Source organism: Hyphomicrobiales bacterium (assembly GCA_039973685.1).
GTDB lineage: Bacteria > Pseudomonadota > Alphaproteobacteria > Rhizobiales > JACESI01 > JACESI01.
Map to the genome: position 1 here is coordinate 41,592 of JBDWKL010000042.1, position 12,554 is coordinate 54,145.

The 12,554-nt window shown below is 47.7% G+C and carries 11 protein-coding genes; 7 read left to right on the plus strand and 4 right to left on the minus strand.

The window, feature by feature from the left end:
• Positions 1-4 precede the first annotated feature (4 nt).
• The gene (locus ABJO30_10760; protein MEP3233298.1) at positions 5-2,383 is read right to left on the minus strand and encodes an EAL domain-containing protein; all 2,379 of its coding nucleotides are present in this window, start codon (positions 2,381-2,383) and stop codon (positions 5-7) included.
• 222 nt (positions 2,384-2,605) lie between these two features.
• On the opposite strand from ABJO30_10760, the gene ABJO30_10765 reads away from it, so the two are divergent.
• The 5 genes from ABJO30_10765 (at position 2,606) to ABJO30_10785 (ending at position 7,336) form a co-directional block, all read left to right on the plus strand.
• Entirely contained in the window at positions 2,606-3,781 is a 1,176-nt protein-coding gene (locus ABJO30_10765; protein ID MEP3233299.1) for an alpha/beta fold hydrolase, read from the plus strand.
• 142 nt (positions 3,782-3,923) lie between these two features.
• On the plus strand, positions 3,924-5,048 hold the full coding sequence (locus ABJO30_10770; protein MEP3233300.1) for an SRPBCC family protein: 1,125 nt from the start codon (positions 3,924-3,926) through the stop codon (positions 5,046-5,048).
• 59 nt (positions 5,049-5,107) lie between these two features.
• Complete coding sequence (locus ABJO30_10775; protein ID MEP3233301.1) at positions 5,108-5,524, plus strand: RidA family protein; 417 nt, start codon at positions 5,108-5,110, stop codon at positions 5,522-5,524.
• Positions 5,521-6,195 carry a DUF1028 domain-containing protein gene (locus ABJO30_10780; GenBank protein ID MEP3233302.1) on the plus strand — a complete coding sequence of 225 codons (675 nt, stop codon included), beginning with the start codon at positions 5,521-5,523 and terminating at the stop codon, positions 6,193-6,195. Before ABJO30_10775 ends, ABJO30_10780 begins: the two co-directional genes overlap by 4 nt.
• Positions 6,188-7,336 (plus strand): aromatic ring-hydroxylating dioxygenase subunit alpha, encoded by a 1,149-nt coding sequence (locus ABJO30_10785; protein ID MEP3233303.1) that lies wholly within the window; start codon positions 6,188-6,190, stop codon positions 7,334-7,336. The genes ABJO30_10780 and ABJO30_10785 overlap by 8 nt, the downstream gene beginning before the upstream one ends.
• Positions 7,337-7,341: 5 nt before the next feature.
• Here ABJO30_10785 and argE read toward each other — a convergent pair whose 3' ends face one another.
• The 3 genes from argE to ABJO30_10800 all read right to left on the minus strand — a co-directional run bounded on the left by argE (position 7,342) and on the right by ABJO30_10800 (position 10,559).
• A complete protein-coding gene (gene argE / locus ABJO30_10790) occupies positions 7,342-8,496 on the minus strand; it encodes an acetylornithine deacetylase (protein ID MEP3233304.1) in 1,155 nt (384 codons plus the stop codon).
• A 5-nt stretch (positions 8,497-8,501) separates the two neighbouring features.
• Positions 8,502-9,743, minus strand: coding sequence for an NAD(P)/FAD-dependent oxidoreductase (locus ABJO30_10795; protein ID MEP3233305.1), 1,242 nt, complete (start codon positions 9,741-9,743; stop codon positions 8,502-8,504).
• A gap of 84 nt (positions 9,744-9,827) precedes the next feature.
• Positions 9,828-10,559, minus strand: coding sequence for a helix-turn-helix domain-containing protein (locus ABJO30_10800; GenBank protein ID MEP3233306.1), 732 nt, complete (start codon positions 10,557-10,559; stop codon positions 9,828-9,830).
• Positions 10,560-10,898: 339 nt separating this feature from the next.
• On the opposite strand from ABJO30_10800, the gene ABJO30_10805 reads away from it, so the two are divergent.
• Both ABJO30_10805 and ABJO30_10810 read left to right on the plus strand, forming a co-directional pair.
• Positions 10,899-11,117: a hypothetical protein gene (locus tag ABJO30_10805; GenBank protein ID MEP3233307.1), complete on the plus strand. Its 219-nt coding sequence runs from the start codon at positions 10,899-10,901 to the stop codon at positions 11,115-11,117.
• Between the two features lie 182 nt (positions 11,118-11,299).
• On the plus strand, positions 11,300-12,550 hold the full coding sequence (locus ABJO30_10810; protein MEP3233308.1) for a S8 family serine peptidase: 1,251 nt from the start codon (positions 11,300-11,302) through the stop codon (positions 12,548-12,550).
• Positions 12,551-12,554 lie beyond the last annotated feature (4 nt).

Sequence of the window (12,554 nt, forward strand, 5' to 3'; positions counted from 1 at the left end):
CAAATTAAGCAAGCATTTTGCTTTCATCGTCGGTTTGGGTGTCTACATCATTTGTGCAATTATGTTCTTGCATCAAAAATGCAGGCATATCCTCAATAGTGAGAGGGCGACCAAACAAGAAGCCTTGGAATTGTGTGCAATCATACGATTCCAGCACTTTCACTTGTTCTTTTGTTTCAACGCCTTCAGCCGTAATCTTGAGTTCTAAAATGTTGCCCAATTTAGCAATGGCTGCGAACACGTTTTTCGCCATTTCGTCTGTCTCAATCGCCATAAGGAAGCTGCGATCAATTTTGAGCTTATCGAAAGGAAACTTGAGCAAATATGACAGGCTAGAATATCCAGTGCCGAAATCATCCAAGGCTATTGAAACGCCGATTTCCTTCAGTTCTTTTAGTACGTTTGTGACATTCTCAGTGTTTTCAATGAGTAGCCCCTCGGTCACCTCAAGTTCCAAACGATGTGCTTCTAGTCCCGTTGTCGTCAGCGCTTCGGTTACGCATTTTACAATGCGGCTATTGATGAATTGTTGCGGTGATAGATTGACTGAAACAAATAGATGAGCTGGCCAACTAGCCGCGTGATAGCAAGCCTCACAAAGGACCTTGTGGCCAATTTCGGTGATCAGACCCATACGTTCTGCAATTGGGATGAATTCAGTTGGAGAGATTATACCGCGTTCTGGGTGGTTCCAACGAACAAGGGCTTCGAAGCCTTCAGTCTTTTTGGTCTCAGCTGATACCAACGGTTGGAATGAGACTGACAACTGATCTTTTGAAAGAGCTTCGCGAAGATCTTGTTCTAAAAGTCGTCTTTCTCGTTCAAGTTGATCCATTTCTAAATCAAAGAACCGGTGAGTGGCTTTTCCTTCATGCTTAGCTCGGTATAGCGCAAGGTCAGCGTTGTGGAGGAGGCTTTCTTCTGAAGCCGCGCCGTGATCTCCCAATGCAATGCCGATCGATGTGCTTATACCTGAAACACTGTGATCCGAAACCAATTGGTAGGGTTGCTTAATTGCATTGATTAGTTTTTCGGCAAAAGTTGTTAAAGCCTGAATGCTGTTAGCGCTTCGGCACAAAATAGCGAATTCATCACCACCTAGTCGGGCGACCACGTCGTTGTCTGTGCACAGTGATTTTATGCGCTTAGCGACAATTTCCAATAGTTGATCACCTGCAGCATGGCCCTTGCTGTCGTTGACCAATTTAAAGCCATCAAGATCCAAGAACATCACTGCCCAAAGGCCTTTTTCATCTTTGCTATTGATGTGTTCTGTTATTGAGCGCGAAAAATGAGTTCGATTTACCAGGCCGGTAAGGGCATCATTATGTGCCAGATAGGCAATGCGCTCTTCCGCTTCTTTCTTGTCGGTAATATCTGATGCCACACCGCGAAAGCCGATGAAGTTATCTTTCACATCATATAGTGGCTTGCCAGCGATGCTGATCCAACGGACCTTGCCATCGACGAAGGCGTTGACTTGCACATCCATGAATGCCTCGCGGTTCGACCAATATTTTTTAATCATATTGGCGCCCTTGATCTTAACAAAGTCGGCCGTTTCTTTTTTGCCTGTTACACAGAAACATTGCGGTATTGTGCCAAGATACGTCTCAAAACCTTCTTGACCATGTATGAGTGTTCCATACTCATCCGATTGCCATAACCAATCACTCGTGTTTTCAGAGAAATCTTTCAAAAGGACGCTAATGGTGTCGTTCTTTTCTTCCAAACTGAAGGCACTAATCAAATTGTTGAGGTAGTTCAGAGCAAGCGATCGGCCTGAATGCAACAACATTATGATGAAGCAAACTAGGAGAGCGAGTAAACCGTAGTCTGATGGTTTTCCCGCGATAGCAAGCCCAATAGCGCAGCCAGCTCCCATTGATAAAAGCCAAATTAGCATGGCTTTTGGGATGGAGCATAGCGACATGGCGCCGCCGCCCATCATACCGCCAGCTATCGCGATGACGAGTACTTGTGTACCCGGTCCCGAATGAGGATAGTAAACCATCGGAATAAAGGCCCATATCAAGCCAAATAATGCCGCACTTTGCAGGAATTTCTTTTGCGCGCGCATTGACGCCGAATAGCTTTTACGGTCCCGAACTTTCTGCCATTTATAAATACCAAGGGCAGAGAAGAAACAAAGGGCTATGCCCCAGATAGGTAGGTATTCCGCATAAGGATCATTTTGAATGAAGAGCAAAACGACCCCAGCATTTACGATGTTAGCAAGCATCATCAATGGGGTAACGTTTGTCAGCGCAGCAATTTGGCTTGCTCGTATCCTGCCAGCGGTCTCACTGTTTTTTGTAATACCGGCGGAACTTGGCAAGTTGCCCGTAAAAAATGTCATTAATTCGATTAAATAACTTCTCATCAGCCGCGCTCAAATTAGTATGAATATGAGTGTTGTCATAATACATAAGTGTTTATTTTGAGTAACCGACGGTTGTATTTGTATCGATGGAATATGATCCTAATCGTTAGATTTTTTGATGAACTAAATGTTAATGAGATTTAGTTGCTGAATGACGTTGAATTATGCGAATGTTGATTCACACAATATCCCGCATCTATTTTGGCACTGAGTGATCTAGAATTGTTAAATATCCCAACCAATAAATTTGCGTCGATTGTTGTCGTTTTATTGATGGCTGTGCTTTTGGGTGCCTGTGCGGGTATTCCTCGTGATGTGGTTGGCTTGGGTGCTGAGCATATTACGGCAGCCCAACAAAATGGCGCGACAGTTCGAAAAATTTACATCGCCACAACGCGGAAAAAATCCAGCAATAAGCTCGAATACTTCAGTGGCGAACGCTCGCCGACCATGCAGCTTGGTTCTATCGATGTTTCGATCCCTGCAGGACATAAAGAAGGTGCGATTGAGCGGCTCAATGGTAAAATCATTGACCCCACTAAAAGCTTTATTTTGTCAGAACCTAATTTGATTGAAAGTCCTGTAGCTTTTCAAGCGAACTTGAATAATCAATTAGCGTCACGATTTGGACAGCAAAAGGATATTCTCGTTTTCGTCCATGGATATAACACGAATTTCAGCGCTGCTGTTCTGCGCGTTGCTCAATTCGTTCATGATACGAAGTATGAAGGTATTCCGGTGTTGTTTTCTTGGGCATCAAGGGGCAGCACGTTTGATTATCTTTATGATATCAATAGTGCCCTTCAAGCGCGTGAACAGCTGAGCCGTCTCGGCGTTATTTTGGGTGATGTGAATGCTACGCATTTTGATGTTGTCGCGCATTCCATGGGTAATTTAGTTACATTGGAAGCCATGCGTACCTTGGAATTGAGACAAAGAGGCTCCACTGGAGGGCGGCTTCGTCATGTTGTGCTGGCATCACCTGATATTGATATTGATTTCTTCAAGACGCAATTAAAGAGCGTTAGAAGCCTGCAAGATCGGTTCACGGTTCTTGTATCCAATGATGATCGTGCGCTTAACCTTTCCCAACGGCTGGCTGGTGGCGTTAATCGTGTCGGAGCAACGGATCCAGTTGAACTTGCAAAGCTCGGTTTGAAAGTAATCGATTTGACTGAGATTGAAGGCGCTTCAAGCACGAACCATACAAAATTTGCATCATCACCCGACATTGTGGGCTTGATTGGTCGAGGGTTGAAGGACGGCAATACTTTGTCTGCGCAATCATCTCCATCGGCTATTAAGACCGTCGTTGGCGGGATTGTGAAAGGCGTGACTATCATTCCAGCCTCGATCGTAGATGGGGCGCAAGCAGCTGTTATTTCTGTCGGAAACTAGACATCCTATTTTTGTTTGTTTGGCTAAAATAGGGGATAAAGCCAACAAACGAAAATCTGCTTGATCGCTGTTGAAAATATGGCAATGTATCCCGTGGATTTCTACCTTTACCCGTGTTGGTGAATTGTTCCGGGAGCTTTTGATGACAGACGCCGTTTTAGAACTTGCAGACAATGTGTCTGTTCCTTTTGAAGAAGCGCATGCAATGCCAACATCTGTCTATACGTCGGATGAATTTTTGCAGCGTGAGCTTTCTGACGTGTTTTCAAAGGATTGGTTCTGTGTCGGTCGCGCTTCTTCTTTAGAAAACGCAGGCGACTACTTGACGCTTGAGCTCGCTAATCAACCGATTATTGTTTTGAGAGATAAAGACGGCACGTTGAAGGCGATGTCGAATGTTTGCTTGCATCGTATGTCCACCTTGCTTGAAGGGCAGGGCAATGCCCGCGCTATTGTGTGCCCTTACCATGCTTGGACCTATAACCTTGATGGCACATTGCGCGGCGCACCAGCGATGACGCAGAACAACGGTTTTTGCAAAGATCACTATAAGTTACCGCAAGTTCGCTGTGAGGAATGGCTCGGCTGGGCATTTGTCACGTTGAACCCAGACGCGAAACCAGTCGCTGACGAGCTTGTGAAGGTCGAGGAACTGGTTGGCGACTATGACATGACGAACTATCGCCAGACCTTTTTTGAAACCCATGTTTGGGACACAAACTGGAAGGTGCTCGCTGAGAATTTCATGGAGAGCTACCATTTGCCCGTTTGTCATTCGGGTACCATTGGTGGGCTTTCTAAGCTGGAAGAAATGATTTGTCCGGCAGGTGAAAAGGCGTTCAACTATCACACAATTCTCAAAGACGATTCACTAAAGATCGCAATGGCGCACCCAAATAATACGCGCTTGAGCGGGGATCGCCGTCGCATGACATACCTGTTGGCGATTTACCCAAGCTTGTTGATTACCCTGACGCCGGGATATTTTTGGTACTTAACTTTGCAGCCAGAAGGTGTGGGGCAGGTTAAGATCGGTTTTGGTGGCGGCATGTCGGAGGACTACGCCAACGATCCATCCGCACGGGAAAACTTCAAGCAGTTGAAAACGCTGCTTGATGAGGTGAATGTAGAAGATAAGGGTTGTACTGAGAAGGTCTATAAAGGACTTAGTTCAAGGGCTGCAAAACCTGGTCATCTGTCTCACCTTGAGCGGCCAAATTATGATTTTGCCCATTATCTCAATTCAAGAATGCAACAAGCTGGCTAATTACCTCTATAGGCATTCTTCTAAGCTGCTTGTCAGCCTCCATTAAAAACGAGACAATTATGGCGCATACCCGAATTCGAAAATTCAACACCAAGGAAACCTATCCAGAGCAAGATTTGGATAATGACCTTTGTCAGGCTGTCGTGACCCAAGGCGGCAAGACCGTATGGCTGCGAGGCCAATGCCCGCAAAATTTGGATGATGCTAAGAACATTGAGAGCCATGACCCTGTGGAGCAGACCCACAAAGTCATGCAGAACATCAAGCAGCTTATTGAAGAAGCGGGCGGTGAGATGGAGCATTTGGTCAAAGTGGTGGTCTACATCACCGATGTTCGCCATCGCGAAGCTGTTTACCGCACCATGGGTGAATATATCAAAGGCGTGCATCCCGTATCCACTGGCCTTGTGGTGCAAGCTTTAGCGCGGCCTGAGTGGTTGGTTGAAATTGATGGCACGGCGGTGATCCCAGAATGACGTTTTCTCTTGTCGCTCGCTGTGCTGAAACTGGCATGTTTGGCGTTGCTGTTGCCTCATCCTCTCCGGCAGTTGCAGCGCGCTGTTCTTATACCCGCGCAGGCGTTGGTGCTGTTGCTAGCCAAAATGTCACGGACCCGTCGCTTGGGCCTTTGACGCTTGATTTAATGGCGAAGGGCATGTCATCGAGCGAGGCGATTGCAGAGATCAAAGCCACCCAAAAGCACCTTGAGTTTCGGCAGGTTCTGGCCATTGATGTTGAGGGCAATACAGCGATCCATTCCGGCAGTAATTCGCTCGGTATTTGGACGCAGGCAGAGGGCAGGGATGTTGTGGCTGCTGGCAACCTATTAGCCAACGCCGAAGTGCCTGCTGCAATCGTTTCAGGCTTTGAAAATGCAACGGGTCATATAGGTGATCGGCTCCTTGCTGCCATGCAAGCCGGACTAGATGCTGGTGGTGAAGCAGGGCCTATTCACTCAGCAGGAATGCAGATTTGCGACAAAGTTTCTTGGCCTGTGTCGGATTTAAGATGTGATTGGACGCAAGATTGTCCGATAGTCTCAATTAGAAATGCTTGGGACGTATATAAGCCTCAGCTAGAAGCCTATGTTCAACGTGCGCTTAACCCACAAGGAGCGCCATCATATGGGGTTCCGGGAGATGAGTGAGCAATTAACTGCTTTCAGCGCCTTGACCGCATCTGTTTCGTCCATGCGACAGGAACTAGATGGAATAGCAAAATCAGCCGAGAATAGCCCTTGGGGGCTACCGGGTAAGTTTTATGTAAGCCCGCATTTTTTCGACTACGAACGTGCCACACTTTTACGCCGTGGGTGGCATTGTATCGGGCGGGCTGATGAGATCCCTAATCAAGGGGATTATCTGACACTGCAACTGCTCGATGAACCTTTGATCGTTGTGCGTGATAAGACTAATATCAAAGCGCTTTCAAATGTGTGTCGCCATCGCGGAATGCCGCTTGCAACGGGCAACGGTAACACCAAGCGGTTTGTGTGTTCTTATCATGCGTGGATGTATGGCACCGATGGTGGGCTTGTACGCGCGGGGCGCATGAAGAACGCGGCGTTTGATCCCAAGACATGCAAGCTTGGTACGTTTCATTGTGTTGAGCGGTTTGGGTTTATCTATGTGTCGCTCGACGACCATCCGGCCGATATTGATGCGGAACTCACGGGCCTAGATGAGTTGATCGGCGCCTATGACCCGACAAATTTCCATGTGGTGCATTCTGCCACAGAGGTTTGGAATGCGAATTGGAAATGCTTGATTGAGAACTTCATGGAGGGATATCATCTCTCCGTTGTTCACCCACAAACACTGCATGGCTACACGCCGACAGGACTGTGCGAGAAAGCGGCCTCTGGTAACGGCTTTACCAGTTATTTCGCGCGCTATCCCAATGAAATCCCACCTCGTGGGCATGGGGCTGTTGGGCTGAATGAGGAAGCGCGGCATCGATCAACGCTTTATTCTGTTTTCCCGTGCCAAGTCGTAAGCATTGCGGCATCACTGCTTGTCTCTTTGTCCATTCGCCCTCTTTCTGCTGATTCCATCGAAGTGAAATGGACGATGTCAGCTTATGGCGATGATTTGGATGAAGAAACGATCAAGCAGCGCATTGATTTGTGGGAAGAGGTGAACCGCGAAGACCGCGAGAAACTCGAAGCAATGCAACGCTCGCTGCGCTCTGTTCATGCCGTTGGTGGGCCATTGGCCGAGGAAAACTATGAGGGCACAATCCACGATTTCGTCGTGTGGTTGGCGCGCCAAGATAAGTTGACGCAGTAGGTGAGTTAAATTCCTGCTTCAAGTCGATTAATGAGAGTATCCATCATCGCATCGCATTGTGTGAGTTGATCTAGCTCAATGTACTCGTCTGGCTTATGGCCTTGATCCATAGAACCTGGCCCGCAAACAACAGTTGGAATGCGAAGCTCTGTCGAGAACAATCCACCTTCCGTACCAAAGGCTACTTTTATGGTGGCGTTTTTGCCGGTGAGCGAGGTTACGAAGTCCACGACATCCGCGTCTTTTGCCGTGCCTAAAGGCGGGTAAGTGTTGGTGATCTCAATATCGACGGATGCTTGCGGGAATTCTGCTTTCAAAGGCTGAATAAGCTTATCAGCATGTGCCGTGATTTTCTCCATCAAGATCGCTGGATCATCTTCCGGCAGGTTTCTGATTTCAAAAAAGAAGTCCGTATTATTCGGTACGATGTTAAGCGCGACACCACCATTGATTTTGCCAACATGTAGGGTGGTGTAGGGGATGTCGTAGTCATCATCGTGGAGATTGTTTGCCGCCACATCTTCCTGCAATGATCTAATAAAGGCGATCATGTCACACGCTAGATGGATTGCATTGAGCGCGGTTGGCGCAAGGGCGGAATGCGCCTCTTGCCCCGTGCATTGAACGCGGGCAGCTGTTTTGCCTTTATGGCCTGTTGCTACCGCCATAAGGGTTGGCTCACCAACGATGCAAAACACTGGCTTGAATGGTGCTTCTTTTAACATGTCGATCATAGACCGAACGCCAATGCAGCCGATTTCTTCGTCATAGGAAAGTGCCAGATGCAGCGGCGTTTTGAGACTTCGCTTTGATGCTTTTATTGCCGCACTTAAAGCGCTCGCAACGAAGCCCTTCATATCCGTGGTGCCGCGCCCAAAGAGTTTGTCACCTTCTTGGGTGAGGGTGAACGGTTCCTTCGTCCAATTTTGACCCGCAATTGGGACAACATCGGTGTGTCCTGATAATAAAACACCGGGTCTATCCGTTGCGCCAATGGTCGCGAAAAGGTTGGCCTTTGTACCAGTTTCATCTTCGATGATCACTGTCTTCGCGCCGATACCTCGGAGGATTTGATCACAATAGTCGATCAGCGCGCGATTGGGATCAATGCTAACTGTTGGGAACGCAATGAGCTGCCTTAGTATCTCAAGGGTGTTCATACTACTTACAGGCCCAATGTCTGGTTGCGGTTGGCAATATGGCTGCCGAGGTTTTTGGCATCTACCCAAACGCCCCAAATGAAGGACGACCCGCGCATTGAGAGCCAAGGAAGGCCTAGGAAATAGATGCCGCCATGCTTGGATACGCCGTCAGCGTGGTGAGGCTTGCCATCCTCATGGAACGCGTCAACTTTTAGCCAGTCAAAATCTTGCTTAAAACCTGTTGCCCAAATGATGGTAGTAATGCCTTCTTCGCTCAAATCAATCGACAATGTTGGGTTCGCCAAACATTCAGGTTCTGGTCGGATTATCTTAGCGGCTTCTTCCAAGGGTAAATCGAGACCTTGTGCGGTTACATACTCATCTGCCTCAGCAAGCAGAGAGAGAAGATTGTCATCACCCTCTTTGATGTTTGTTGCAAGATCGCTTGCGAAAGTGAGCGTGCCATCATTGTAAGCCTGCGTCATGCCACAAAGGTTCATGCCACGTTCTGCAAGCTCTCGAAAATCAACCGTGTGTCCGCCATGAGCGCCGCTGACAGCAATGGTTACGTGCTCGCGGCCTGCAGGTGGTGTTTTCATTTCCCATTTGCCCAAGACGCCCAACCACCAGCAAAAATCTTTGCCACGATAGCTTCGCGGGGGGCGGTCGTGTGGACCAACGGAAAGATAGACTTTACGGCCTGAGCGTAACAGTTCATCGGCAATTTGTGAGCCAGACGATCCTGCGCCAACAACCATAACCGCGCCTTCGGGCAGCTGGTCAGGGTTGCGATAGGCGGTTGAATGCATTTGTAAAACATCAACATCATTAGGAACAACTGGCGGGATAACAGGGTGTTGGAAGGGGCCAGTGGCAGCAACGATGTTTGTTGCTTGGATGGTTCCTTGCGTGGTCTCAACGATGAAGCCTGTGTCAGCCTGATCTTTCTCAGCCGACAAAACCTCAACACCGCACCGAATGGGTGCCTCGATCTGTTTGGCAAATTCTTCAAAATAAGCGGTGACACTATGCTTCGTGGGAAAGCCATCGCCATCTATGTCATCAAACTCTTTTGTCGGAAAACGATCGTGCCACGCAGGGCCATTGGCAACCAGACTATCCCAGCGGTTGGTGCGCCAGCGTTCGGCTATTCTATCGCGCTCCAAAACAAGGTGCTCAACCCCATTGTCACGAAGATGCTCGCTCATGGCTAAGCCTGCTTGACCACCTCCAACAACCAAAGTGTTGACTGTTTCTGTACCCATTTGCCCAAAGTCCATAAGTTGTTCTGGCGACTGAATTTAGTGAACCTTATCTCAACCCTTGAGAGGCGGATAGAGGTTTTTTGTCTACTGCCATTTAAGACGATATTTGCCTGGAGTTTCTCCGAAAAAACGACCGAATTGACGAATAAAATAACTCTGATCGCCAAAGCCGCAGGCAACTGCAATTTGTGCGATTGAAAGGTCTGTTGTGGTCAAACGCTCTGCTGCATGATGCAGTTTTTGTTGCATAATGAAATCTTGCGGTGCAATGCCGAAACATTGTTTGAAACTACGTCGAAAATGGCTTTCTGACATGTCGGCCAAAGCAGCAAGTTCTGGGACCGTCGGCATTTTTTCGACGGATTCGTCGATTTTCTTAATGGCAACTTTGAGTTTTTCAAAACCAGCAGGAAGTTGGGCATTCACATCGAGTATTTGAGTGAGACCCATAATGCCCAGCACGATGCCCTCTGCATTTACAATTGGTATCTTACTCGTCATTGCCCAAACCAGCTTGCCTTGCTCATTTGTGATAACTTCAACACGGTCGACAATGCATTCGCCATTTTCGATAATTTGCAAGTCGTCTTCTTTGATGGCTGTAGCGACCGCAGGTGGGAAAAAATCTTCTTCCCCCGTCCCAATCACATCAGATAGCTCGGACATCCGCAAAAGGCTCAAAGCTGCCTTGTTGCATGTTACCCACAGGCGATTATGGTCTTTTACATAGAAGATCACCTTCGGGAGCAGGTCGAACGCGGTTTGCAGGTGAGTAAAGTCTTCTGGTCGCAGGTCGCCAACGTGCGCTTGATCCATTACCAAGGAGTTTCCTAGGATTTTATTCACTTTTCACCCTTCCAAAAGTTTGTATTTCATTTACCACGAGGGGAGTTGAACGCTGAAATGAGCGAATAGTTATATTTGAACGCCATATAATTCTATACTAAATCGACAATTTTGTAATACCTTTATGTCGCGCTGTCGGATTTGTTTCTCGCTTTCAGCGGCGAGGAATTGAATTGAATTATAACAGCAAAGCACTTTGAGGAATGATCACGGATTAAATCGAGAATATTGTAAATGAGGAGCAGAAGTTGGAATTGATCGCACAATGATGCGGGCTAACCCTGCTTTTTTTGGAGAGGAATGCTTAAAATGGATCAAGATAAAGCTCCAGCAATCAGGTTCTTTCTGAGCGCGAGTGTTTTGATGGCGCTCAGTACATTTCTTTGGTTTGGCTTGTGTTATTTTGTCGATGAAAAACAACACCCATCATTGTTTGAGATGGAAAGCGGCGTCTACATTATTTCTATAATTACAGGTTTGCTCGCTTTATTCAGTGTCATCAAAGGCATTCAGCAACAAAAAAAATAGTTCGTCATTGGTTCTTCGTGACGCCTTTGCGTTGACTTGACGGATCTCGTTGAGCGTTTGATGATTGCAGGTAACAATCTTATTCGCCATTTCAAGGGCGATTGATCAGGTGCCTCAGTTTGTCGTTTATTTTAGCATTGTATTGGAAACGATCGGTTTTCGCTTTTGCGATTGCTTTTTATATGATGTTGACCGCCCTCGATGTCTTGGCTCAAGAGCGAGTTGATGAGCCGAGCGAATGGTTACAGCAAGCTGTTAAAAATGCCTGTACCGCCAATCTAATCGATGGCCCATCCTTACAAGCTGAATTAATCGGTGCGTGGTATTTGCGGGAAGAGAAGTCGCCGGAAAACGCTCGTTTCAAACGCCATGAAATTGCCTTTGCGTTGCCAGATAATCGTGAATTGCGGTTGACCTATATTCACGCAAACGAGCAACTTCGCCGGTTCACTGCTGATGTTTTTGAAGACGCAAAAGAAGGGCGCGCGCCACGCCCCCTTATGCAAGCGCAAACCGACGGCAATTGCATGGTGCGCTCGGCGCGACGTATCATTTATGAAGACGGCGAAAACATCCTGCTCGAACAGCTTGATCAAGACTTGAAAACCACGCTTTGGCGCGAGACATTGCAAGCCTCTTGGCCTGCGGGCAGGGATGCGGGTGGGGTGCGGATTGCTCTCATTGATAGTGGTCTTGCTTATGATTTGCCGCTGTTTCGAAACCGCTTGGCACGCGATGAAACGTCTATTCCAATTGGTTATGATTTTTGGGACCTTGATCAACTTCCCTATGATGGCGATACCGCGCGAAACGTTTTTCAACCCGTTCGCCATGGTACGCCAGTGGCTTCCATTATTGCGCGTGAAGCACCCGATGCAGCGCTCATTCCTTATCGTTATCCTCGTCCTAATATGAGCCGTATGGGCAAAATTGTTGAACAGGCAGCAAAGGCAGGCGCGCGTATTATTTCAATGCCGCTTGGTAGTCGCAAGCAATCAGATTGGGTGACCTTTAGAGCAGCAATGGAGGCTAACCCTAATATGCTTGCCATCGTATCGGCGGGGAATAATGGCGAGGACATTGACGCGAACCCACTTTGGCCGAGTGCATTGAAGCTCGACAATATCATCGTAGTGACATCGTCAGATGCGTTTGGACATTTGGCTGAAGGGTCGAATTGGGGAGAGACCAGTGTGGATTTAATGGTGCCCGCTGAAAACCAGCCCGTTGTTGATTTTAGAGGGGCAAAGGGTAGGGCATCTGGCACCAGTTATGCCGTGCCGCGCGTTGCAGCTCTTGCAGCCCGCATGCTCTCTAAATCGCCCGCGCTTTCAGCCGCCGATTTGAAAGCCAAAATCTTTGCCCGTGCTACAAAACCACGCAAGGACGGTTTGGTCGCGGTTGGTTGGATTATCGATCCGAGCCAAGACTAGTGGT

Coding starts and splice junctions, on each gene's coding strand:
- ABJO30_10760 (MEP3233298.1), bottom strand. CDS start 2,383: ATGAGAAGTTATTTAATCGAATTAATGACATTTTTTACGGGCAACTTG.
- ABJO30_10770 (MEP3233300.1), top strand. CDS start 3,924: ATGACAGACGCCGTTTTAGAACTTGCAGACAATGTGTCTGTTCCTTTT.
- ABJO30_10775 (MEP3233301.1), top strand. CDS start 5,108: ATGGCGCATACCCGAATTCGAAAATTCAACACCAAGGAAACCTATCCA.
- ABJO30_10780 (MEP3233302.1), top strand. CDS start 5,521: ATGACGTTTTCTCTTGTCGCTCGCTGTGCTGAAACTGGCATGTTTGGC.
- ABJO30_10785 (MEP3233303.1), top strand. CDS start 6,188: ATGAGTGAGCAATTAACTGCTTTCAGCGCCTTGACCGCATCTGTTTCG.
- argE (MEP3233304.1), bottom strand. CDS start 8,496: ATGAACACCCTTGAGATACTAAGGCAGCTCATTGCGTTCCCAACAGTT.
- ABJO30_10795 (MEP3233305.1), bottom strand. CDS start 9,743: ATGGGTACAGAAACAGTCAACACTTTGGTTGTTGGAGGTGGTCAAGCA.
- ABJO30_10800 (MEP3233306.1), bottom strand. CDS start 10,559: ATGGATCAAGCGCACGTTGGCGACCTGCGACCAGAAGACTTTACTCAC.
- ABJO30_10805 (MEP3233307.1), top strand. CDS start 10,899: ATGGATCAAGATAAAGCTCCAGCAATCAGGTTCTTTCTGAGCGCGAGT.
- ABJO30_10810 (MEP3233308.1), top strand. CDS start 11,300: ATGATGTTGACCGCCCTCGATGTCTTGGCTCAAGAGCGAGTTGATGAG.